This is a genomic window from Prevotella sp., from assembly GCF_036570325.1.
GTDB lineage: Bacteria > Bacteroidota > Bacteroidia > Bacteroidales > Bacteroidaceae > Prevotella.
Genome location: NZ_DATCYK010000028.1, coordinates 19,244 through 42,409 on the forward strand (window position 1 = coordinate 19,244; position 23,166 = coordinate 42,409).

Sequence of the window (23,166 nt, forward strand, 5' to 3'; positions counted from 1 at the left end):
CCATCCTGCCAACAACCTCGGATGGGTCATCCAATAACATCGGACCGGTCTGACTAGTCCGACTGGTCCGACCCGTCCGACGATAAAATCGCCCGTCCCATCGCGGCCCTTTGGCCGCTCCAAAAGGCCGCGATAGGGCGACAAAAGCAGCCTTTTCGCTGGCCCGAAAGCCCCCTTTCACCGCCCCCCCTCACCACCAAGGGCCAACCATTTCCCACCGCTTAGCCTTTTTTAACGCACGGGGCGCCCTCGTTATCCCTCAAAAACGGTTAATTTGCAAAATAATCTTAAGGATTTCACCATGAGCGAAGCATTTCTCCAACAGAAAGGAGGCTACCGCCGACTCCGATCCTACCGGGCAGCCACCATTATCTACGACATCACCTATTATTTTGCCACCCACTTCCTGCAAAAGGGCGACCGCACCGTCGACCAAATGATACAAGCCGCCCGCTCGGGTAAACAGAACATCGCCGAAGGCAGCGAGGCCGCCACCACCTCGGCCGAAACGGAAATGAAGCTGACCAATGTGGCCAAGGCAAGCCTCGAGGAATTGCTCATCGATTACGAGGACTATCTGCGCGTGAGGGCCAAACCGATATGGTCATCCTCCCACCCCCGCTGCCAAGCCATGAGGGCCTATACCGCCGGTGACCGCATAGCAAGCGAATATCCACGGCTGCTGCCCCGCCTGACGGACGAGGAAATGGCCAACCTATGCCTGACCCTCATCCACCAAACTACCTACATGCTCCGCAAACTCATCCTCCGCCAGCAGGAAATGTTCCTCAAAGAAGGGGGCGTCAGGGAGCAGATGACCCGTGCACGGCTGCAAAGCAGGAGGGAAAGAGGGTAGGGCTTAGCGGGCAGGTTGTGCCTCAGACGGGTCGGATTGGTCCGACCCGTCCGACCAAAGAGCCATGCTCTCAACCCAATAGGCCATCTGCCAACCTCGGATTGGTCCAACCGGTCCGACTAGTCAGACCGGTCTGATTCCCTCAAGAGCCTTCAAAATCCACCAAAATCTTTGACGATTTCGGCTAATTGTCTTATCTTTGCCCCAATCATAGGACAGATGCGATGATAAAAAGAATCATGACGATAGCGGCACTGCTGCCCTTATTCGCCCTCGGGGCCATGGCCCAAGCCCCTGACGAGCGGCCCGGCCACGTCAATCCCGAGGACCGTGAGGTCGACATCGACCGCCCCACGTTCGTGCCAATGGTCAAAGTAGGAAAAGTGCTCGACCAAGGCGACTCCATACAATACGTGGAGCTGAACGACGTGTGGTGCTATCCCAAGCCACAGTTCAGCAGCGCGGAGCAGCGACAAACATTCAACCGACTCGTCATGAACGTGAAAAAAGTGTTGCCCATCGCCAAGGAAGTCAACCAAATCATCATCGAAACCTATGACTACCTGCAAACACTGCCCAACAAGCAGGCCCGCGACGCCCATCTTAAATACGTGGAGAAAAGCATTAAGCAGGAATATACGCCCCGCATGAAGAAGCTCACCTACACGCAGGGAAAGCTCCTGATAAAGCTCGTCTACCGCGAGTGTGGCAGCTCCGCCTATGGCACCCTGCAAGCCATCTTGGGCCCCGTGAGGGCCGGATTTTGGCAGGCTTTCGCTTGGACTTTCGGCGCCTCGCTGGCCAAAAAGTACGACCCCGACGGCGTAGACCGTATCACCGAGCGCATCGTGCGCCAAGTAGAAGCGGGTCAGTTATAAAAATAACCCGCCTTTTCTTTGGCGGGTTACCTTTTTTATATAACTTTGTTGACAATTCAAACACATTACTACATAAACCGAAAAAACACATAAAATGGCTGAAGAGCTCGAAGTAAAAGAGCTGGAGCAAGTCGTAGTAAGATTCTCTGGCGATTCCGGCGATGGCATGCAGCTGGCCGGTAACATTTTCTCAACAGTTTCCGCAACCGTAGGAAACGGTATCTCCACGTTCCCCGACTACCCTGCCGACATACGAGCCCCGCAAGGCTCGCTCACCGGCGTGTCAGGATTTCAAGTCCACATTGGGCAAGGCCGCGTCTATACGCCGGGCGACAAGTGCGATGTTTTGGTGGCCATGAACGCCGCGGCGCTCAAGACACAGTACAAACATGCCAAGCCACAGGCCACCATCATCATCGACACGGACAGCTTCGGGCCCAATGACCTGAAGAAAGCGGAGTTCCACAGCGATGATTACCTGCAGGAAATGGGAATCGATCAAGACCGTGTCGTGGCCTGCCCCATCACCTCCATGGTGAAAGATTGCCTCGCCGACAGCGGCATGGACAACAAAACCATCCTCAAAAGCCGCAACATGTTTGCCCTCGGTATCGTGTGCTGGCTGTTCAACAGAGACCTCAGTCTCGTCGAGAACTTCCTCCGCGACAAGTTCGCCAAGAAGCCACAGATAGCCGAGAACAACATTAAGGTGGTCAACGCGGGCTACGATTACGGCCACAACGTACACGCCAGCGTGCCCGCCACCTACCGCATCGACAGCAAGACCAAGACACCCGGCCGCTACATGGATATAACCGGCAACAAAGCCACGGCCTACGGACTCATCGCGGCGGCCGAACGAGCCGGCCTCAAGCTCTTCTTGGGCTCCTACCCCATCACCCCCGCCACCGACATCCTCCACGAGTTGGCCAAGCATAAGTCGTGCGGCGTCATCACGGTACAGTGCGAAGACGAAATATCGGGCTGCGCCAGCGCCGTGGGAGCAGCCTTCGCGGGCGCCTTGGCAGCCACCTCGACCTCCGGACCGGGCATTTGCCTGAAGAGTGAGGCCATCAATCTGGCGGTCATCGATGAGCTGCCGCTCGTCATCATCGACGTTCAGCGAGGCGGACCGTCAACGGGTCTGCCCACAAAGAGCGAGCAGACCGACCTGCTTCAGGTGCTCTACGGTCGCAACGGCGAGAGCCCCATGCCCGTCATTGCCGCCACCAGCCCCACCGATTGCTTCGACGCGGCGTTCATGGCAGCCAAGATGGCCCTCGAACACCTTACGCCTGTGGTGCTCCTCACCGACGCTTTCATCGCCAACGGCTCATCGGCATGGCGTCTGCCCGACATTAATGCCCTGCCGGAGATACATCCCCACTACGTAAAAGAGGAACAGAAATACAAATACACGCCCTACCAGCGCGACCCCGAAACCCACGTGCGCTACTGGGCACGCCCCGGACAAGAGGGCTTTACCCACATTCTCGGCGGATTGGAAAAGGACGGTGAGACCGGCGCCATATCCACCGAACCCGAGAACCACGACCGTATGGACCACCTGCGCTTTGAAAAAGTGGCCAAGATAGAGGTGCCCGACGTTGAAGTTCAGGGCGACAAGGACGACGCCGACCTGCTTATCGTGGGCTTCGGATCGACCTACGGCCATCTCTTCACGGCCATGGAAGAGCTTCGGAAGGAAGGTCACAAGGTGGCATTGGCACAGTTTAAATATGTAAACCCATTGCCCAAGAACACCGCCGACGTGCTGCTGCGCTACAAGAAGGTGGTCGTGGCCGAGCAGAATCTCGGACAATTCGCCGCCCTGCTCCGCATACGTATCAACGAGTTTGCCCCCTATCAGTACAATCAGGTAAAGGGACAACCTTTCAACGTCAGCGAATTGGTAACCGGCTTCGAGAAGATTCTCCGTGCCAAGTGCGAGGACCACGTGGGTGGAACCTTCGAGAACCGTGTCATCTACTAACGCTTTTCGGTAGGCCCGGCGCCGCTTCCATGCCCCGCCCATCGGCCACCGAAGCCCTTAACCCCATCTATTCTACACATTAGAAGCGATAAAAACCATGAGTGAATATACAGCACAAGATTATAAAAAAGGTCAGCCCCGCTGGTGCCCCGGCTGTGGTGACCATTTCTTCTTGGCCAGCCTGCAAAAGGCAATGGCCGAAATAGGCGTTCCACCTTATGAGACCGCCGTCATCAGTGGTATCGGTTGCTCCAGCCGATTGCCCTATTACGTCAACACTTATGCCATGCAGACCATCCACGGACGGGCCGCTGCCGTGGCCACAGGACTGAAAGTGGCCAATCCGGAGCTCACCGTGTGGCAGATAAGTGGCGACGGCGACGGCCTCGCCATTGGCGGCAACCATTTCATCCACGCCATGCGCCGCAACGTAGACATCAATATCATCTTGCTCAACAACCGCATCTACGGTCTCACCAAAGGCCAGTACAGCCCCACGAGCCCCCGTGGCTTCGTGTCGAAGTCGAGCCCCTACGGCACCGTGGAGGACCCCTTCCGCCCCGCCGAGTTGTGTTTCGGTGCCCGCGGCCGCTTCTTCGCCCGATCGGTAGCCACCGATGGCAAGGAAACGGAGTACATCCTGCAAGCCGCCTATCGGCATAAGGGAGCGTCGGTGTGCGAGATTCTGCAAAACTGCGTCATCTTCAACAACGGTTGTTACGATCCCATCTACAACAAGGAAGGCCGCCGCAAGAACGCCATCTACGTGGAACATGGCAAGCCATTGGTCTTTGGTGAGAACAATGAGTACGGCCTCATGCAGGAAGGTTTCGGCCTGAAGGTGGTCAAGATAGGCGAGAACGGCGTCACCCTCGACGACATCCTCATCCACGACGCCCACTGTCAGGACGACACATTGCAGCTAAAACTCGCCATGATGGATAACGAGCACGGTTTCCCCGTGGCCTTGGGAATCATCCGCGACGTGGAAGCGCCCACCTACGACGATGCTGTCAACGCCCAGATAGAGGAGGTAAAAGCCAAGAAACCCTACCACAATTTCATGGAACTCCTTGAGACCAACGATATTTGGGAGGTGAAAGAATAAAAAGAAAAAGCCCTCCTAATAATAAGAAGGAGGGAAAAGGGGAAAGAAAAGAAAGCCTCCTAATGATAAGAAGGAGGCTAAAGAGTAAACCCATATCTACCAAAAGAAAGTACCGATGGCACAAAATCGTGCCATCGGTACTTTGTTTTTACACCTTAATTAATAGCTTTCGCCCCATGGAGCGTTAGCCTTTTAGCCGGCAAAAGCCGGCCTTCCGACTAATCGAACCCATCAGACCGGTCCGACGGGTTCGACCATGATAGGGGCCACCTCCCCAACCTCACAACGGCGGCTCTGCCGCCTACGCTCCTCCTTTCAGTATTTTCTTGATGTCGTTGAGCTTGTTGAGGGCCTCGATGGGGGTAAGCCGGTTGACGTCGAGCTCAAGAATCTCGTCACGAATTTGGGCCAGCACGGGGTCATCGAGCTGGAAGAAGCTCAGCTCCATGCCACTCCCATGGTCGGTTATCTTGGTAGTGTCGGGTCGTCCGGCACGTCCCACGCCGGCATTGTCGGCCTCCAGCTCACGCAGGATGATGTTCGAGCGCTTCACGATGGACCTCGGCATGCCCGCAATCTCGGCCACGTGGATACCGAAACTGTGCTCGCTGCCGCCCCGCATGAGCTTGCGAAGGAATATCACCTTGCCATCGACCTCCTTCACGCTCACGTTGTAGTTCTTGATACGCGTGAAATTCTTTTCCATTTCGTTGAGTTCATGGTAGTGGGTGGCAAAGAGCGTGCGGGCGCCGGCCCGGGGATTCTCGTGCAGATACTCCACGATGGCCCACGCTATGCTGATTCCGTCGTAGGTACTCGTGCCCCGTCCCAGCTCGTCAAAGAGCACGAGGCTCTTCTCGGACACGTTGTTGAGGATGTTGGCGGCCTCGGTCATTTCCACCATGAACGTGGACTCGCCCAGCGAGATATTGTCGCTGGCACCCACACGGGTAAATATCTTGTCGACCAATCCTACCCGGGCGCTCTCAGCGGGCACGAAACAACCCACTTGGGCCAGCAGGACGATGAGGGCCGTTTGGCGCAGCAAGGCTGACTTACCGGCCATGTTAGGTCCCGTTATCATCATAATCTGCTGTTTCTCGGTGTCGAGATACACGTCGTTGGGCACATAACGATCGCCCACGGGCAGTTGGGTCTCGATGACGGGATGGCGTCCTTGGCGTATGTCGAGCACCTCGCTGTCGTCGATAACGGGGCGCACGTAGCGATTTTCCTCCGAAATCTTGGCGAAAGAGAGCAGGCAGTCGAGCCTCGCCACGAGCGTGGCGTTGATTTGTATCTGCGGAATGAATTCCTGCATGGCCATCACCAGCTCATTGAAGAGCGACGCCTCGAGGGCCAATATCTTCTCGTCGGCCCCGAGAATCTTCTCCTCGTATTCCTTCAGTTCCTGCGTGATGTAGCGCTCGGCCTGCGCCAGTGTCTGCTTGCGAATCCACTCCTCGGGCACGCGGTCCTTGAAAGCGTTGCGCACTTCCAAGTAATAGCCGAAGACGTTGTTGAACCCCACCTTCAGACTTGTTATGCCCGTACGCTCTACCTCGGCCTCTTGTATGCGGAGCAGGTAGTCCTTTCCGTGGCGACTGATGGCCCGCAGCTCGTCCAGCTCGGTACTGTAACCGTCGGCTATCACGTCACCTTTGTTGACCAACTGTGGCGGGTCGGGCTGTATTTCCTTCTCTATGCGGTCGCGGAGGCTCTCACATAGGTTGAACTGTTCGCCGATGTGGCGCAGCGTTTCGTCCTCGGCATGAAGGCAGGCCAGCTTGATGGGCCGGATGGCACGCAGCGCCAGCTTCAACTGAACGACCTCACGGGGCGACACACGGCCCACGGCCACCTTGGAAATGATACGCTCCAAGTCGCCCACACGGTGGAACTCCTCGTCTATGCGCTGCCTGAAATCGGGATGGCGGAAGAAATATTCCACCACGTCGAGCCTATCGTTGACGGGCTTCACGTCCTTCAGCGGGAACACAAGCCACCGCCGCAACATTCTGCCACCCATCGGCGTGGCCGTCCTGTCGATGACATTGAGCAGCGAGGCGCCATCGTCCTGCATCGTGTGGAGCAGCTCCAAGGAGCGAATGGTGAACTTGTCGAGGCGCACATATTTCTCTTCCTCAATGCGTGAGAGCGACGTGATGTGGTTGATGTGCGTATGTTGGGTGATTTCCAGATACTGCATGATGGCGCCGCTGGCGATGATTCCACTCTTCAAATGTTCCACGCCAAAGCCCTTGAGACTCTTTGTGCCAAAATGTTTCAACAGTTTCTGCCGTGCGTTTTGGTCGGTAAATACCCACTCATCCATTTCAAACACACAGTAGCGTTGGCCGAAATTGCGCTCAAAATCCTGCTTGTGGCTGCGCTCATAGAGCACTTCCTTGGGCATGAAGTTGCCCAGCAGTTTCTCCACATAATCGTATGTGCCCTCCCCGGTGAGGAATTCGCCGGTCGAAATATCGAGGAAGCTCACGCCGCAAGCTCCCTTACCAAAGTGCACGGCGGCCAAAAAGTTGTTCTCCTTGTAATTCAATACATTATCGCTCATGGCCACTCCCGGCGTCACCAGCTCCGTAATGCCGCGCTTCACCATCTTATCCATCTCGGTCAGTCCGCGCTTTCCTTTTATCTCCTGCCGCTTTTTCTTGGGGTCCTCCAGCTGGTCGCAGATGGCCACACGCCGTCCGGCCCTGATGAGTTTGGGCAAATACGTGTCGAGCGCATGGTGGGGAAATCCCGCCATTTCGGTCTCCCCGCTCAGTCCTCCGTTATTACGTTTGGTGAGAGTGATACCCAAAATAGAGGCAGCAATGACGGCGTCGTGACCATAGGTCTCATAAAAGTCGCCACAACGAAACAGCAATACGGCGTCAGGATGTTTATCTTTCATCGAGAAAAACTGTTTCATCATGGGCGTAAGGCCCTTATCGCTTGTTGCCATAGGATTATTTTTTAGGAAATATAGGGGTTGTGCGGAGCCTCGCAAAATCATTTTCCTCCGTCAATCCACAACCCTCCAATGCTATGTATCTCATTCTTTGGTGAACAGCAAAATTACGTAAAATCACGTGATTGTCAAAGATTTTAAGGCTTTTTTAGATAGCAAAATCAGGATAATAGCAGCCCTATTACCTCGCTAAATCGTACCCTTTCTCCTCCCAAAAGCCCCTTTCTTCCTCTTTCTATGCCTATTTCCTTCCCTCTCTTTCTTTTTTATTGTACCTTTGCAGCCGGCGTTTGACAAGTTGACGAGCTACGAGTTGACAAGTAAACAAGTTGATAGTTTTAGTTAATGAGATACAAGTTAGCGAGTAAACAAGTAGCATGAAGAGGGTGCGCCGCTATCCTCATACCGGCTATGGTTGTCCTCTGACCAGTTTTCATCAGCCGTCGGACCGGTCCGATTGGTCAGACTTGTCCGACCGGTCCGAAGACTTTTCCGGAAAATAGGAGGCCAAAAGCCCCGCTATCCCCGCAAAACCACCCCTTCATCCGCCCAACTCCTCACCTTCACAACTGCGGTTCCGGGTACGGGCCGCCACGGCCTTGCCGCCCCCACAACCCAAAAAATTATCATTATGAAAACCCTTCCTGCCCACATGGCCGTACTCATGGCCAACATTATTTTCGGACTCGGCGTCCCGGTAACCAAACTCCTGCTCGACAAATGGGTATCGCCCATGGGCTACATGGTCACCCGCTGCATCGGCGCGGCCGCCATTTTTTGGCTCATCTCCTTGTTCATGCCCAAGGAAAAGGTGAGCCGTCACGACCTCATCGTCATCATGTTGGGCGGCCTGCTGGGCTTCGTCGTGTCGCAAACCCTCACCGCTTGGGCCCTCACCTACACCACCCCCGTTTACTTTTCGCTCATCGCCACCCTCACCCCCGTGGCCACAATGGTGTGCGCCTCACTCATGATAGGTGAGAAAATGACCACCCGCGGCATTATCGCCGTGCTCATCGGCATAGCCGGTGCCATGCTCATGGTGCTCATGGGATGGCAGGGCGGCCGCGGCACCAACGACTTGCTGGGCATAGGCCTCACCATTTTGAGCCTGCTCACATGGGCCGTCTACCTCATCATCACCCGCAAGGTATCGACCCGCTACACCGCCGTGACGCAGATGAAATGGGTGTTCCTCGTTTCCACGGTGGCCGTGCTGCCCTTCTCATGGAACGATCTCCTCACGGCGCCCCTCTACTCCTCCGCCACCCAATGGGACGGTTTGCTCGAAATGGGCTTCATCGTCATCTTCGCCACCGTGGCCGGCTATTTCGCCATCCCCTTCGCCATGCGCTATCTCGAGGCCACGACCGTCAGCATTTACACCAATCTCCAGCCCATCGTCGCCTCCCTCGTGGCCATCGCCCTCATGCAGGATGTCCTCACGTGGGACAAGCCCGTGGCCCTCATCTTGGTGCTGCTGAGCGCGTACGTGGCACAGCCTCGGCGCTCTTAGTCAGACGGGTCGGGCCGGTCAGACGGGTCCGACTAGTCGGATGGCTACCGCCCATAGGGCGGCTGTGCCGCCCCTACTACTCCAAAACTAACCATTCATCCTCCCAGACCTCCCAACTTTACTACTGCGGCTATGCCGCCTACCTCACCACTGCTACCCTGCACACCACTCCTTTCTTTCCATCGCTGGTGGCGGTAAGCACTGAATAAACCCCGGAGGGCACACGGCAGCCGCGGCTATCGAGGCCCGGCCACGTGAAGGTGCCGCCATTGCTGCGACCCTGATAGACGAGGTGGCCCGATGAGGTGACAATTTTCACGTCGGCGTCGGCCGTCAGTCCCCGCACGGTGATGGGCCCGGTGTAGTCGGGCGCTACGGGATTGGGGAAGGCATACACCGTTTCGGCCGTCATATTCTCGGCTGAGCTGGTGGCGTCGGCCCGATAAGAGCAGAGCCCTTTGTCCGTGGCGAAGTACACGTTGCCCGTGGCGCCGTCGATGGCGATGGACGTTATGTTGTCCGAAGGCAAGGGACTGTTGGCCTTGGTGAAGTGATGAATCTCCTCGGTGTTGTCGCTTCCGATGAGATACACGCCGTTTCCGTTCGTCCCCATCCATTTTCTGTTGGCCCCATCCACAGCCATGGCCGTGATGTCGACGCCCCCCAAGAGGTAGTCGGCCGTGGTAGTGCCGTCGTTGCGGGCCACTTTCACTTGCTCAAACATCGGGTCGCCATCGGTCAGCGGCAAGGCGGGCAGGACCAGCGGACCCACGTTGGTGCCTATCCACAGCCGTCCGTCCATGTCCTCCACGGCGCAATGGACGTAGTTCACGGCCAAGCTGTTGCCATCGGTATTGGTGAAACGGCTGACAACCCTCACCTTGTCGGCCCGCGGGTCGTAGCAGATGATGGAGGGAACGGACCAATGGTCGTTGACAAACCACAGCAACCCGCGGCTGTCGAAGAACGCGTTGCGCATGAAATATAGGCTGTGGTCGGCGTCCATCAGCTCTTGCTTGAAATGCGATACCCACTCACCCGAGGGTTTGATTTCCATCAGGTTGCGGTTGGGCGAGTAACAATTGAGGAACCATAGGCTGCCCGTGGCGTCGAAGGTAAGGCCGGGAATGATGGTGTAGCGCTCGTTCACCAAGGTGGTGAGCAGGCTGTTGGTACTGTTGTGGGCGTGGACGACGGTGCCGTTATCAAACTCGAACAGCCCGCTCCGTGCCGCCACGAACGCCCGGCCCGGCCGAATGGGGTCGAGGGCCAGCGACAATGCCGCTACATAAGGTATGCCCGTCTTCTCCTTTACGGCCTCGTCATAAACCGACCATGTGCCCGTGGTGACGTCCATCACCTGCACCCGTCCCGGCGTAAGGTCGTCGGTAAGGTAATTGAAGCCCCCTGCCACGCCATAAAGACGGCCATCGGAAAATTTTATCTCATAAAAACGATTCGACCGGGGGCCGCCGGGCTGCAATCGCTTGATGCGTTCCAAGAGGGCCTCGTCCACTGTTGCGGCGGGCTTTTGGTAGTCGCTTACCCGTTTCCATGCGCTCTTATCGTTCAAATTGGCGGTCAAGGGCGCCTCGTACAAGCCCGCTTCCTCACCGGCGGCATAGATGTTCTTATCCGTTGTGTAGCAATAGTTTATCCTGAATCCCAGCTTGTAGGTGGCACTGATCTCGGCCTTGCGCACGTTAATCCTCAACAGTCCGAAGCCCGTACTGAGCAGCGCATGGTCGCCCGCCATGGCGATGTGGTTCACCGTTTTGTCCTCCGTGAGGGTCGCCGAGTGGTAAGCGCTGATGTTGATGACGGCCCCTTGGTCATCCATGAGGTCGATATTTTGGTTTTCATACACGATAACCAGCCGCCCGGCCGCCTTGTTGTAGCCTATATGGGCTATGCCGCTGTCGGTCAGTCCCGTGGTCTTGTCGAATGTTTGCAGGCTTTCGTCGGCCTCATTGTAGACATACAGTCCTCCCGAGGCCAGCACATACACCCGCTGATGGGCCTTGGCTATCTCCTTTACCTCGTGATACGCCTGATACATTTGCCACGTGCCTGTCTGTGCCCGGCCGACAGTCGCCCATCCACCGGCCCACATCATGATGGCCATAATCAATAGTCTTATCCTCATTCAGATACGAGTTAATAAGTTGACAAGATACGAGTTGACGAGTTAACGAGTTATTTGCTTAATCAAAAAGAGTTGGGAGTTGTGGCTAATGAGGTGGTAGCGGGGCGAGGCTTTAATATCATCGGACTTGTCGGACAAGTCTGACAGGTCCGACCGGTCTGACAAATTACTCAACAATGGTGGCTCCGCCGCCACACGCTTTTAAAGGAAACTATTCATCCTCTCAACCCCTCAACCTGACAACGGGGGCTCTTGCCCCCTTCACCTGCGGCTCCGCCGCCCCTCATCGTTGGCCCTGCCGCAAATGCTCCGCTAACTTACGGACGGCCCGGGCACGATGACTGATGGTGTTCTTGATGGCTTCACCCAATTGGGCGAAGCTCTCGTTATGGTCTTCAGGAATAAAAACGGGATCGTAACCAAAGCCCCCCTCGCCTTGCGGAGCGGTGCCGATACGGCCGTTGACAATGCCCTCGAACCGATATTCACGGGGCTGTGAGGGATTGGAAGCGTCGTGGCAGAGAAGCGAAATGACCGTGCGGAAACGGGCGCCGCGGTTTTCACGCCCCTCCATTTCACGCAACAGCTTGGCCATATTGGCCCTGCTGTCGTGGTCGGTGCCCTCGGCGTAGCGTGCGCTGTGCACTCCCGGGGCGCCACCAAGGGCCTCCACCTCGAGTCCGGTGTCGTCGGCGAAGCAGTCAAGGCCGTAATGGATGAACACGTATTGGGCCTTCTGCCGGGCATTTTCCTCCAAAGTATCGCCCGTTTCGGGGATGTCGACGTGGCAACCAATGTCTTTGAGCGACACAATCTCGAACTGCGGGCCCAAGATTTGCCTTATCTCATCGAGCTTATGCGCGTTGTTGGTGGCGAAAACTATCTTCATTTCTCGGCTAATTCTTTGATTTTCTTCTTCTTTATCTTCACTTTCATTTCGTCGAAGCCCTCACCGTACACGCCGATGACGCTGCTCTGGCTGACGAAAGCGTTGGGGTCGATCATCTTAATGAGGCGGAATATCTCCGTGCTCTCGTGCTTCTTGGCTAATACGCACAGCACTTTGACGTCCTGACCGGTGTACCATCCGTGGCCATCGAGTATGGTTACGCCGTGATTCATCTGCGTTCCGATCTCGTCGGCTATCTCCGCGAACTTGCGAGAGAATATCATGAACTGCACCGACTCTCGGCGGGCGTTCATCACATAGTCGAGCGAGAAGTTCTCGAGCGTCATCACACACAAACCGAACATCACCTTATGGGCCCGCTCGATATAGGTTCCGAACGAGGGAATGAACATACAACTGCCGATGATACAGAAGTCGACGGCGATCAGGACGGTACCCAACGACACGTTGTGGTACTTGTTGATGGAGGCGGCGATGATGTCCGTGCCTCCCGTGGAACCATTATGAAGGAACACCGTGGCCAAGGCCACACCCGTGATGACACATCCTATGACCATCGACATGAAGTCCTGACCCTCACCCAGCAGCTTGACGGGCAAGCCGTTGGGCTGTTTCGGAATGATGTCCTGCGCTATCATGAGCATGAAATAGAGCGTGAAAATAGCGAAGATGGTCTTCATCATGAACTTCAGACCCAATACCTTGAGCGCCACGACGAGCAGCGCGAGGTTGATGATGATGTACGTGTTTTCTATACGAAAGCCCGTGGCATAGTAGATAATGGCCGCAAGACCGGTCACGCCGCCGGCCACTATCTGATAAGGCATTAGAAAAACGGTGAATGCCACAGTGTACATAAGCAGGCCAAGGGCTATGAACATATAGTCCTTTACCTCATTCCAAATTTGCAATTGGCGCATCATTTGATGACAATATTAACGATTTTACGTGGTACGATGATTACTTTCACGATGGTTTTGCCCTCCAAGTACTTGGCGCTTCGCTCATCATTGAGCACCGCCTGCTGTATTTCCTCGTTCGGGGCGTCGACGGGCAGGAGCTTCTGATAGCGGGCCTTACCGTTGAAACTCACGGTAAGCTGCATCTCGTTCTCGGTAAGATAGGCCTCATTCCATACGGGCCATGTGGCGTCGCATACGCTTCCGGCCTGTCCCAAGTGCTCCCACAGCTCCTCGGCGATGTGCGGCGCGAAGGGAGCGATGAGCACCACGAGGTCGGAAAGCAACGAGCGACTGTGGCATTTCTGCTGCCCCAGCTCGCCAATGGCTATCATGAAGGCCGAGATAGAGGTGTTGTAAGAGAATTTCTCGATGTCTTCGGTCACCTTCTTGATGAGTTTGTGCAGGCTCTTCAGGCTGTCCTTCGAGGGTGCCTCGTCGCTGACGACGCTCTCGCCGGTACGGTTGTCGAAGAAAAGATTCCAGAACTTGCGCAGGAACCGATGGCAACCGTCAATGCCGTTGGTGTCCCACGGCTTGCTGGCCTCAACGGGACCGAGGAACATTTCGTACAAGCGGAGCGTGTCGGCGCCGTACTTCTCGACGATCATATCGGGGTTAACGACGTTGAACATGCTCTTGCTCATCTTCTCGATGGCCCATCCGCACTTGTAAACGCCGTTCTCCAAGATGAACTCGGCGTTGCTGTACTCGGGTCGCCAAGCCTTGAAGGCGTCGCGATCGAGCACGTCATTGCTCACGATATTTACGTCGACATGGATGGGCGTGGTGTCATAACCGTCCTTCAGGCCCACGGAAACGAACACGGGGTGGTCGGCCGGGGTGGCGTCAGCGGCGCTGTTGACACGGTAAACGAAGTTGGAACGGCCTTGGATCATACCTTGGTTGACGAGCTTTTGGAAGGGTTCCTCCTTGCAACTTACGCCACAATCGAACAAGAACTTGTTCCAAAAGCGACTATAGATAAGGTGTCCCGTGGCATGTTCGGTTCCTCCGACGTACAAATCCACGTTCTGCCAGTACGCGTCGGCCTCTTTGCCCACGAGGGCGCTGTCGTTCCGGGCGTCCATATAGCGCAGGTAGTAAGCCGAACTGCCCGCAAATCCCGGCATGGTATTGAGCTCCAAGCGGAATACCGACTTGTTATCGACGAGCGAGGTCTCGACTACCTTCTTATTCTTCTCGTCCCATGCCCACACCTTGGCACGTCCCAAGGGCGGCTCACCCGTCTCCGTGGGCTTGTAGGTCTCGATGTCGGGCAACTCGAGGGGCAGACATTCCTCGGGAATCATGCGTGGCATGCCATCCTTATAATATACGGGGAATGGCTCACCCCAGTAGCGTTGGCGTGAGAAAATGGCGTCGCGAAGCCGGTAGTTCACCTTTACGCGGCCCAACTGATGGGCGGTGACAAATTCCTTTGTGGCCGCTATGGCCTCCTTCACGGTCATACCGTTCAGGCTGAAGCCGTCGAGCGCCGTCGTGCCGGCCTTGGGTGAGTTCATCACCGTGCCTTCCTTGGCGTCGAAGCTCTCCTCGCTCACGTCGGCACCCTCGATAAGGGGCACGATGGGCAGGTCGAAATGGCGGGCAAAGGCATAGTCCCTACTGTCGTGGGCAGGCACGGCCATGATGGCGCCCGTGCCGTAACCGGCCAATACATATTCGGAAATCCAGATGGGAATGTTATCGCCCGTGAAGGGGTTGACGGCATAGCTGCCGCTGAACACGCCCGTTACCTTGCGATCGCTGATACGGTCGAGCTCGGTGCGTTTCTTGACATAAGCCAAGTACTCGCTCACTTCGGCCTTCTGCTCCTCGGTGGTCAGCTCGTCCACCAGCTCCGACTCGGGGGCCAATACCATGAAGGTAACGCCGAAAATGGTGTCGGCACGGGTGGTGAAAATGGTGAAATGGCGGTCGCTGCCGGCCACTTTGAACTGCATTTCGGTACCCTCCGAGCGACCTATCCAGTTGCGTTGCGTCTCCTTGAGCGAGTCGGTCCAGTCGACCGTCTCGAGCCCTTCGAGCAATCGTCCGGCGTAGGCCGACGTGCGCAGGCACCACTGCTGCATTTTCTTCTGCACCACGGGATAGCCTCCGCGCTCGCTTACGCCGTCGACAACCTCGTCGTTTGCCAGCACCGTTCCCAAGCCCGGACACCAATTGACCATGGTCTCGCCGAGGTAGGCAATGCGGTAATTCATGAGCACCCGCTGCTGTTCCACCTCGCTCATAGCCTGCCACTCGGCGGCCGTGAAGCAGAGTTCCTCGCTCCGGGCGGCGTCAAGCCCGTCAGTGCCGCGGGCCTCGAAATGGGCCACAAGGTCGGCGATGGGGCGTGCCTTTTGGCAGGTGTTGCAGAAATAGCTGTCAAACATTTTCTCAAAAGCCCACTGCGTCCAATGGTAATAGCCGGGATCGCAGGTGCGCACCTCGCGCTGCCAGTCGAAGCTGAAACCTATCTTGTCGAGCTGTTGGCGGTAGCGGTTGATATTGGTCTCGGTGGTCTTGGCCGGATGTTGGCCCGTCTGTATGGCATACTGCTCGGCGGGCAGGCCGTAGGCGTCATATCCCATGGGGTTGAGCACATTGAATCCCCGCAGTCGCTTGTAGCGGGCATAAATGTCCGAAGCTATGTATCCCAGCGGATGACCCACGTGGAGACCGGCTCCTGATGGGTAAGGGAACATATTGAGCACATAAAATTTCTTTTTCTCGGGGTTTTCCTCAACATGGTAGGTCTGGTCGTTCTCCCACCGCTGTTGCCATTTTTTCTCAATGTCTCTGAAATTATAGTCCATTGTTTATGATTGAGTTATAATTGTTTCGTTTGACAGAAGCGTTGTCATGGATGCAAAGATACATATTATAAATGAGAAAACATCGCGGCCCGAATACAAAAAATTGGGCAGATTTTCACAAATCCGCCCAATCCGTCAGTAATCATCTGTGTTGACTGTGGGGGCCTGCCCTCCGGCGGCCGCCGCGCTTCATTCGTTTGTCATGCTGTCGGCGCCCAAGGCCCCGAGCAGTGCCGTCGCCACGGCAATGATGACTTTAAAGAGTATTTTCCATGGTGTCAGATTCACTTGAGCCATTAGTTACCTCCTTCCTCGCCGCTTGTGGCCGAGCCCGAGGGCTTGGTCGTGGTGGTCTTGTCGCCCTTCTTGCCGCTGGTGTACTCATCGGCCTCGGTAAACTCAACGCCGTGGAGCAATGCCCGCTTACGGGCGTGGCTGGAACGGTCGACGGTGAGCTCGGGCTGGAAGAGCACATGCACGTTGCGAAGGTGCTTCGTGATGGTGAAATCCTTGGCTGTTTCGGCGGCACGGGTGGAGATTCCGATCTTGAAGGTGCCCAGTCCGTTGAGCTTAATGCGCATCGACTGCTGGAGCATGTCGGTCATCACCTCGGTCAGTTGGTTGGTCTCGACCACTCCCTTGTGGGTGGCGCGGGCGAACCACTTGCCCTTTGTCTTACTCTCCTTGCGGTTGTCCTGATACATTTTGTAATTTACTGCCATAATTGTTTGTGTTTTTTGGTTAATAATTGGTTTGTTGTTTGTTGATAATATGTAAGCCTACAATTTTCTTTTTCTTTCGTCGCCGATGGTTGCCCCGGGCCGGCGGTCATGCCGGCATGTAGTAGGGAATCATGATTTGTCGGTTGTGGCCTTCGCGGTAGCTCACGTGTATCCACTCGGCGCCCTGCAGGTTGTGCTCAAAGAGGAGCTGGTCGTAGTCCAAGGTCATGAAGATGAACTCCAGCATTTCTATGCCTTTGGCCCGTGAGGGGATGTGGATGTCGCAGGCCTCGCCGAAGATGTGCTGCGAGTGGGTGGCCCCTCCCACCATGCGGTTGAGCCATTCGGAGCGGTAGCCGCTGGTGACGCGGATGGGGCCAAACTCCTTTCGGAGGGGTTCGAGCACCTTGGTGCAGAGCCGTCGCAGGTTGTGTACTGCCTCGGGTGAGGGCGTGTTGTCGACGTGGTACCGGCGGGCCGTGGCCGAGCGGGTCATCTCCTCGAGGGTGAAATGGGGCGTCAGCCGCAGCCGGTCGCCGTTGGTTGGGTTGTGTGTTTTCATGGTAATGGGGGTTTTGGTTGGTGGTTGGGGAGGTTTTAGTTGGCAGTTGGGGAGTTGGGGGGATGAATGGTTAGCCGGGATTGGTGAGGGGTGGTAGTTGGGGGGATGAATGGTTAGTTGTTATTGGTTGAGGGTGAGTAGTTGGGGGGATGAATGGTTAGTTTTGTTTTTGCTCCTTCTATTTGCCTCAGCCCGGTCTGATTAGTCCGACTGGTCCGACTATTCCGATAGCCTTAACAGCTCTCTGCCATCAACTGATTAACTTCTTTACTTATATCTTTCTAATGATGTGTGTTTCAATATTTACGATTTGGTTTTGTTACTTTCAACGATGCAAAGATAAGGAGGTTTTTAAGGGTGGCCAAGGAGGTGGGCGATACACTTGTGCCTACACTGCCTCGACATTCCTGAAACGGCTGCTTCCGCGGGCCACGGGCCAGCTCCTCACGCCCTGCTGACCAATTGGCGGCGTGGATCGAGGCCGTTGATTTTCATGAGGACCCAGCGATCGAGCAGCGAGCTCTGGCGCATCGACTTGCGCATTTTGGCCCGATAGGCATACGACCGTGGATTGCGGGGCACGGGCTTCACCAGCCTGCGACACACCATTTCGACCATGTAGGCAAAGGTTAGGTCGCACCCGCGGGCGTCCTTCACGTCGCACACCGTGTAAACATCGCTCACCAGCTCCACGAGGTCGGTCGTGGTGCTCTGCCAACGCAGGCTGCCCCCGTCGCCACCATCAATGAGTTCCATCACGAATTGCTGCATTTCCTGCATCGCTTCCTCCCGAAGGGGTCTGAGTTCTGATTTCCTGAAAGTCTGTATGTGCCCCTGATACATCAATTTTACGTTTGTTTCTTCCATTTCTCTATTCAATTATTTATTAGGGTTAGTGGGTTGTTATCGGGTGCAAAGTTAAGCCCTTTCGTGGAAATAATATTTCAGTGAACAGTCGTAAGAAGTTAAGATAAGATAAAGGAGGTGGGCGGTTGAGGGGTTGGGGGATGAATGGTTTGCCTTGAGGGCGATAAGGTGAGAGGGTGAGGCGGCCTTGCCGCCGCTGTAGAGAGAGCGTCGGACGGGTCTGAGCTGTCGAATCGGTCCGATTAGTCTGACTGGTCCGACTCGTCCGACAGCTCCCTTTCCCCCCACCTCCTCACCCCCTCAGCCTGCCACCACGCCTCTTCTCCCTCCTCAAACCAGCCCTTTAGCTCGTCCAAAGGGCAGCTTTAAGGGCCCAAAAGGCCCACTTTTTCACACCAAAAATGATGGCGTCAACAAAACTTTTCGTATCTTTGGCCCATAGACCACGCACGCCAAGCCCACCCCACCGTGGCACGGCGAACCATCTATACCATTTTACCACGTTATATTTTAAAACACCATAGCTATGACAAAAGGCAAAAAGGCCGGCAAACGACTGACCAAAAAACAATTGGCTGAGCGGATAGAGGAATTTTTCTCCGCCCTACCCGGAAAAACATTAAGTTTCAAAGAAATATTCAGAGCCCTCAAGCTCAACACCCACCCGCTCAAGATGCAGGCCATAGACATCATGGAGGAAATGGCGTGGGACGACTTTCTGGCCAAGGTTTCGGAAAATTCATACCGCCTCAACACCAATGGCCAAATACAGGAAGGCACATTCCAGCGCAAGGCCAACGGCAAGAACTCCGTCATACCCGTGGATAGCGAGAAGCCCATCTTCGTGTCAGAGCGCAACTCCATGGGCGCCCTCACCGGCGACAAGGTAAAATTCTCGTTCATGGCTCGCCGCGTCAACCACATAAAGGAAGCGCAAGTCATCGAGATACTCGAGCGCAAGAAAGACACCTTCGTGGGCCGCCTGAAGGTAGACAAGGACATGGCCTACCTCATACCCCAGTCCGACGTGCTGGCCCACAACATCATCATACCCCGCCGAAAGATAAAAGGCGGCAAGACAGACGACAAGGCCGTCGTGCGCGTAACGCAGTGGCCCGACGAGGAACGCAAGAGCCCCATCGGCGAAGTCATCGACATCTTGGGACAGACGGGCGACAACGACGTCGAGATGAACACCATCCTCGCCCAATACGGACTGCCCTATAAATACCCCCAAGCCGTGGAGGAAGCCGCCAAGAAGATAACCGGCGAGGTAACGAAGAAAGACCTTGACGAGCGCGAGGACTTCCGCCAAGTGTTCACCTGCACCATCGATCCCCGCGACGCCAAGGACTTCGACGACGCCCTCTCCATCCGCCTGCTCGACGCCCAAGGCCATCCCCTCACCCCGCAGGCCGCCAAGCAAGGCAAGGCAGCCCTCTACGAGGTGGGCGTGCACATAGCCGACGTGAGCCACTACGTGACCGAAGGCTCCATCATCGACAAGGAAGCCGTCAAGCGAGCCACCAGCATTTACCTCGTCGACCGCACCATCCCCATGCTGCCCGAGCACCTCTGCAACTTCGTTTGCTCACTCCGCCCCAACGAGGAGAAGCTCGCCTACAGCGTCATCTTCACCATGGACGCCGACGCCGACATCAAATCATCGCGCATAGTCCACACCGTCATCCGCAGCGACCGCCGCTACGCCTACGAGGAAGTACAACAAATCCTTGAGGACAACGGCGTCATCGACGGCACGGGAGAGCCCGCCCCACCCGCTCCCAAGGGCGGCTACAAGGGTGAGAACGCCCAACTGCTCATCCTCCTCGACCGACTGGCCAAGCAATTGCGTAGCAAACGATTCAAGAACGGCGCCGTGAAATTCGACCGAGAGGAGCTCCATTTCGACATCGACGAAAAGGGAAAGCCCACCCGCTGCTACTTCAAGAGCTCCAAGGACGCCAACAAGCTCATCGAGGAATTCATGCTGCTGGCCAACCGCACCGTGGCCGAGACCGTCGGAAAAGTAAAGAAAGGGCGCAAGGCAAAGACCCTTCCCTACCGCGTTCACGACAATCCCGACCCACAAAAAATGGAGACGCTGCGCCAATTCATCGCCAAATTCGGCTACAAAGTAAAGACCGATGGCACCAAGGGCGCCATGGCCAAGAGCATTAACAAGCTCATGGACGACGTCGAAGGCAAGCGCGAGGGCAAAGTAATACAAACCGTGGCGCTCAGGGCCATGATGAAAGCCAAGTACACCACCCACAACATCGGCCACTTCGGGCTGGCCTTCGACTACTACACCCACTTTACCTCCCCCATACGCCGCTACCCCGACACCATCGTCCACCGACTCCTCACCCGCTACCAGCAAGGAGCGCGCAGCGCCAATGAGAAACATTGCGAGGAACTCTGCGAACATTGCTCCGACATGGAGCTCGTGGCACAGAACGCCGAGCGCGATTCCATCAAGTACAAGATGGTGGAATTCATGGCCGACAAGCTCGGACAGTCCTTCGACGCCCACATCAGCGGCATTACAAGCTACGGCATTTACGCCGAGATCGACGACAACCACTGCGAGGGAATGATTCCCATGCGCGACTTGGATAACGACTACTACGAGTTCGACGAGCGCAACTTCTGCCTCGTGGGTCGCCGTCATCACCACAAATACCAGCTCGGCGACGCCATCCGCATCAAAGTGGCCAAGGCCAACCTCGAGAAAAAACAGCTCGACTTCGCCCTCGACGAGTAACGCCCGCCGCCTCGGTGAGAAGATTCATTGCCAAGGGTAAAAGACAGATTTCCCGCCTGCGGAATCCTCCACCCCTCAAAACAAATCAGCCGCATCTAAGAGTAGATGCGGCTGATTTGCTGTTTAAATAGCGTAGGGCTACGACTTCCTTGTCAACTCGTCGATTGATTTACTCGTCAACTCACAAGGGGCCCTACAATTCAATAACTCAATTTGAAATTATAATATCTCTTAATACGGCGGTTCGTTATCATGATTCCATTTAATTCCTAACTCTGTGTAGGCTTCTTTAAAAACGTCTGACAAGCCTCTTTCTTTTAATAAATCATAAACGCCATTATCCATTATCTTTAGATTCTCATCTCTCTCGTCAGATTTGATTTGAGATAAAATAAACTCTGCATTCTCTTGAGATGTCCTTTTTACAAGAGCCGTTCTAAGTTTTGATTCAAAATTGTCTATCATGATTTCTTCTTTTGGGTTATTATTTAAAACGTCAATCTTAATTTTGCATTGACATTGAGATAGGTTCCACCATCATTTTTTAAGTCTTTATGCTTATAAAAAGCCAATTCAGGCGTGACAATAAATTGGAGATTACGTGATTTGGTCAAGTTAAGGGCAACATTAACTCCAACCTTGGGAACAATGAAATGAGATGTTGATTTCTCATCCCATCTATGATCATCATGGTCAACATAATCTTCAGTTTCCCAACTATAACCAATTCCCACTGTTGGCTCTATCTCAAGAATGCTGTTGGGCATAAAGAGTTCTGACACCTTTGCATGTCCGTTGACACCAATAAATCCCAAAACTGCATCGGTCTCACCATATTCATTCTTTTTATGACGTGTTCCCAACTTTCCCTCAACACTCACACCCCATATTGGTGTGAAATAACGGCCAAGGCTTAGTCCACCTCCCCAATAAGTCAAGTCATCCCTATCTCCAAGGTCCTGCATCATCACTCCACCAACTTCCACGAAATTCTTTTTTGATGGAGTTTCCTCTGCATAAACACCGACAACGGCTGTCAAAGCCAAAAATAAAATACTTAAAAACTTCATCATTAAAACTTCAATCTTAATTTTGCATTGACATTGAGGTTTGTGAAACCATCATTACGAACATCTTTATTCTTATAAAAAGCCAACTCTGGTGTAACAATAAATTGGAGATTACGTGATTTGGTCAAGTTAAGGGCAACATTAACCCCAACCTTGGGAACAATGAAATGCCATGTCTTATTCTTCTTTACAAGGTTAACTTCCTCATGCATCTCCTCTGTCCATTCACTATTTTCATGAATCCAACTATAACCAATTCCCACAGTTGGCTCAATTTCAAGAATGCTGTTGGGCATAAAGAGTTCTGATACCTTAGCATGTCCGTTGACACCAACAAATCCTAAGACACCATCAGCTTTATCCCCTTCATCCTCATAATGACGGAAAACCACTTTTCCCTCAACACTCACGCCCCATATTGGTGTGAAATAATGGCCAAGGCTCAGTCCACCTCCCCAATAAGTAAAGTTATCAAACTCTCCAAGGCCCTGCATCATCACACCACCAACCTCAGCGAAATTCTTTTTTGATGAAGTTTCTTGTGCATAAACACCAACAACGGCTGTTAAAGCCAAAAATAAAATACTTAAAAACTTTTTCATAATGGTTTTCATTTAATGTTTAAAAAATTGATTTTAAAATAAAACTATCCGATAAAAATAATGTTATTCAATGTATGAATGTAGAACGTAGCAAACATAGAAACAACGCTGCTAAAACTAAAAGCTGTTTTATGATGGTATTTATAAAAAGGTACGAAATGTAAATAAATGGAAAATAATATGCGCACACAGCAACAGACTGTAAAGCGTAAAGCTCATTGACGCATAATATAACATTTGGTAAAGCATGGTTTCCTGACTAAGTAATTGGCATGTCATTACCATTAAGATATTAACTATCAATACTATGCAAAGAAAAGTTATCGTTGCAAAAACTACATTAATAGGCCTCTTTTTATCTTTAACTTTCTTACGTAATCTAACAATTACATCATGTCCTAAACTAAAGAA

Annotated in this window: 18 protein-coding genes; 6 read left to right on the plus strand and 12 right to left on the minus strand. The window is 54.2% G+C overall.

Annotated features, from left to right (window positions below):
• Positions 1–301 precede the first annotated feature (301 nt).
• The 4 genes from VIR50_RS02280 (at position 302) to VIR50_RS02295 (ending at position 4,835) form a co-directional block, all read left to right on the plus strand.
• Positions 302–856, plus strand: a complete 555-nt coding sequence (locus VIR50_RS02280) for a four helix bundle suffix domain-containing protein (RefSeq protein ID WP_331933566.1) — start codon at positions 302–304, stop codon at positions 854–856.
• 281 nt (positions 857–1,137) lie between these two features.
• Positions 1,138–1,734 carry a DUF4294 domain-containing protein gene (locus VIR50_RS02285; protein ID WP_331933567.1) on the plus strand — a complete coding sequence of 199 codons (597 nt, stop codon included), beginning with the start codon at positions 1,138–1,140 and terminating at the stop codon, positions 1,732–1,734.
• A gap of 94 nt (positions 1,735–1,828) precedes the next feature.
• Positions 1,829–3,727 (plus strand): 2-oxoacid:acceptor oxidoreductase subunit alpha, encoded by a 1,899-nt coding sequence (locus VIR50_RS02290; RefSeq protein WP_331933533.1) that lies wholly within the window; start codon positions 1,829–1,831, stop codon positions 3,725–3,727.
• A 97-nt stretch (positions 3,728–3,824) separates the two neighbouring features.
• Entirely contained in the window at positions 3,825–4,835 is a 1,011-nt protein-coding gene (locus VIR50_RS02295) for a 2-oxoacid:ferredoxin oxidoreductase subunit beta (RefSeq protein WP_331933534.1), read from the plus strand.
• A gap of 301 nt (positions 4,836–5,136) precedes the next feature.
• Here VIR50_RS02295 and mutS read toward each other — a convergent pair whose 3' ends face one another.
• Positions 5,137–7,803 (minus strand): DNA mismatch repair protein MutS, encoded by a 2,667-nt coding sequence (mutS, locus tag VIR50_RS02300; RefSeq protein WP_331933535.1) that lies wholly within the window; start codon positions 7,801–7,803, stop codon positions 5,137–5,139.
• A 637-nt stretch (positions 7,804–8,440) separates the two neighbouring features.
• Between mutS and VIR50_RS02305 the strand changes: the two genes are divergently transcribed.
• A complete protein-coding gene (locus VIR50_RS02305; RefSeq protein WP_331933536.1) occupies positions 8,441–9,325 on the plus strand; it encodes a DMT family transporter in 885 nt (294 codons plus the stop codon).
• Positions 9,326–9,464: 139 nt separating this feature from the next.
• Here the strand turns inward: VIR50_RS02305 and VIR50_RS02310 are convergent, their stop codons facing one another.
• From VIR50_RS02310 to VIR50_RS02345, 8 genes are all read right to left on the minus strand, one after another.
• Positions 9,465–11,471: a type IX secretion system anionic LPS delivery protein PorZ gene (locus VIR50_RS02310; RefSeq protein ID WP_331933537.1), complete on the minus strand. Its 2,007-nt coding sequence runs from the start codon at positions 11,469–11,471 to the stop codon at positions 9,465–9,467.
• A gap of 283 nt (positions 11,472–11,754) precedes the next feature.
• Entirely contained in the window at positions 11,755–12,360 is a 606-nt protein-coding gene (locus VIR50_RS02315; protein WP_331933538.1) for a non-canonical purine NTP diphosphatase, read from the minus strand.
• Positions 12,357–13,301 (minus strand): YitT family protein, encoded by a 945-nt coding sequence (locus tag VIR50_RS02320; RefSeq protein WP_414703519.1) that lies wholly within the window; start codon positions 13,299–13,301, stop codon positions 12,357–12,359. The genes VIR50_RS02315 and VIR50_RS02320 overlap by 4 nt, the downstream gene beginning before the upstream one ends.
• On the minus strand, positions 13,301–16,165 hold the full coding sequence (leuS, locus tag VIR50_RS02325; protein WP_331933540.1) for a leucine--tRNA ligase: 2,865 nt from the start codon (positions 16,163–16,165) through the stop codon (positions 13,301–13,303). Before leuS ends, VIR50_RS02320 begins: the two co-directional genes overlap by 1 nt.
• 189 nt (positions 16,166–16,354) lie before the next feature.
• Positions 16,355–16,462 (minus strand): smalltalk protein, encoded by a 108-nt coding sequence (locus VIR50_RS02330; protein WP_331933541.1) that lies wholly within the window; start codon positions 16,460–16,462, stop codon positions 16,355–16,357.
• Positions 16,462–16,887: an HU family DNA-binding protein gene (locus tag VIR50_RS02335; RefSeq protein WP_331933542.1), complete on the minus strand. Its 426-nt coding sequence runs from the start codon at positions 16,885–16,887 to the stop codon at positions 16,462–16,464. Before VIR50_RS02335 ends, VIR50_RS02330 begins: the two co-directional genes overlap by 1 nt.
• 106 nt (positions 16,888–16,993) lie before the next feature.
• The gene (locus tag VIR50_RS02340; RefSeq protein ID WP_331933543.1) at positions 16,994–17,449 is read right to left on the minus strand and encodes a D-Ala-D-Ala carboxypeptidase family metallohydrolase; all 456 of its coding nucleotides are present in this window, start codon (positions 17,447–17,449) and stop codon (positions 16,994–16,996) included.
• Positions 17,450–17,893: 444 nt separating this feature from the next.
• Positions 17,894–18,316: a hypothetical protein gene (locus VIR50_RS02345; protein ID WP_331933544.1), complete on the minus strand. Its 423-nt coding sequence runs from the start codon at positions 18,314–18,316 to the stop codon at positions 17,894–17,896.
• A 526-nt stretch (positions 18,317–18,842) separates the two neighbouring features.
• On the opposite strand from VIR50_RS02345, the gene rnr reads away from it, so the two are divergent.
• Positions 18,843–21,083, plus strand: coding sequence for a ribonuclease R (gene rnr, locus VIR50_RS02350; RefSeq protein ID WP_331933545.1), 2,241 nt, complete (start codon positions 18,843–18,845; stop codon positions 21,081–21,083).
• A 231-nt stretch (positions 21,084–21,314) separates the two neighbouring features.
• Here the strand turns inward: rnr and VIR50_RS02355 are convergent, their stop codons facing one another.
• Genes VIR50_RS02355 through VIR50_RS02365 form a run of 3 tightly spaced genes read right to left on the minus strand, consistent with a single transcriptional unit; the run spans position 21,315 to position 22,755 of the window.
• Positions 21,315–21,548 carry a hypothetical protein gene (locus VIR50_RS02355; RefSeq protein ID WP_331933546.1) on the minus strand — a complete coding sequence of 78 codons (234 nt, stop codon included), beginning with the start codon at positions 21,546–21,548 and terminating at the stop codon, positions 21,315–21,317.
• A 23-nt stretch (positions 21,549–21,571) separates the two neighbouring features.
• Positions 21,572–22,156 (minus strand): outer membrane beta-barrel protein, encoded by a 585-nt coding sequence (locus tag VIR50_RS02360; RefSeq protein ID WP_331933547.1) that lies wholly within the window; start codon positions 22,154–22,156, stop codon positions 21,572–21,574.
• Positions 22,156–22,755 (minus strand): hypothetical protein, encoded by a 600-nt coding sequence (locus VIR50_RS02365; protein WP_331933548.1) that lies wholly within the window; start codon positions 22,753–22,755, stop codon positions 22,156–22,158. Before VIR50_RS02365 ends, VIR50_RS02360 begins: the two co-directional genes overlap by 1 nt.
• Positions 22,756–23,166: the final 411 nt, after the last annotated feature.

Bases quoted from the DNA above. Each gene is read 5' to 3' on its own strand.
- VIR50_RS02280 (WP_331933566.1), top strand. From the start codon at position 302: ATGAGCGAAGCATTTCTCCAACAGAAAGGAGGCTACCGCCGACTCCGA.
- VIR50_RS02285 (WP_331933567.1), top strand. From the start codon at position 1,138: ATGGCCCAAGCCCCTGACGAGCGGCCCGGCCACGTCAATCCCGAGGAC.
- VIR50_RS02290 (WP_331933533.1), top strand. From the start codon at position 1,829: ATGGCTGAAGAGCTCGAAGTAAAAGAGCTGGAGCAAGTCGTAGTAAGA.
- VIR50_RS02295 (WP_331933534.1), top strand. From the start codon at position 3,825: ATGAGTGAATATACAGCACAAGATTATAAAAAAGGTCAGCCCCGCTGG.
- mutS (WP_331933535.1), bottom strand. From the start codon at position 7,803: ATGGCAACAAGCGATAAGGGCCTTACGCCCATGATGAAACAGTTTTTC.
- VIR50_RS02305 (WP_331933536.1), top strand. From the start codon at position 8,441: ATGAAAACCCTTCCTGCCCACATGGCCGTACTCATGGCCAACATTATT.
- VIR50_RS02310 (WP_331933537.1), bottom strand. From the start codon at position 11,471: ATGAGGATAAGACTATTGATTATGGCCATCATGATGTGGGCCGGTGGA.
- VIR50_RS02315 (WP_331933538.1), bottom strand. From the start codon at position 12,360: ATGAAGATAGTTTTCGCCACCAACAACGCGCATAAGCTCGATGAGATA.
- VIR50_RS02320 (WP_414703519.1), bottom strand. From the start codon at position 13,301: ATGCGCCAATTGCAAATTTGGAATGAGGTAAAGGACTATATGTTCATA.
- leuS (WP_331933540.1), bottom strand. From the start codon at position 16,165: ATGGACTATAATTTCAGAGACATTGAGAAAAAATGGCAACAGCGGTGG.
- VIR50_RS02330 (WP_331933541.1), bottom strand. From the start codon at position 16,462: ATGGCTCAAGTGAATCTGACACCATGGAAAATACTCTTTAAAGTCATC.
- VIR50_RS02335 (WP_331933542.1), bottom strand. From the start codon at position 16,887: ATGGCAGTAAATTACAAAATGTATCAGGACAACCGCAAGGAGAGTAAG.
- VIR50_RS02340 (WP_331933543.1), bottom strand. From the start codon at position 17,449: ATGAAAACACACAACCCAACCAACGGCGACCGGCTGCGGCTGACGCCC.
- VIR50_RS02345 (WP_331933544.1), bottom strand. From the start codon at position 18,316: ATGGAAGAAACAAACGTAAAATTGATGTATCAGGGGCACATACAGACT.
- rnr (WP_331933545.1), top strand. From the start codon at position 18,843: ATGACAAAAGGCAAAAAGGCCGGCAAACGACTGACCAAAAAACAATTG.
- VIR50_RS02355 (WP_331933546.1), bottom strand. From the start codon at position 21,548: ATGATAGACAATTTTGAATCAAAACTTAGAACGGCTCTTGTAAAAAGG.
- VIR50_RS02360 (WP_331933547.1), bottom strand. From the start codon at position 22,156: ATGATGAAGTTTTTAAGTATTTTATTTTTGGCTTTGACAGCCGTTGTC.
- VIR50_RS02365 (WP_331933548.1), bottom strand. From the start codon at position 22,755: ATGAAAAAGTTTTTAAGTATTTTATTTTTGGCTTTAACAGCCGTTGTT.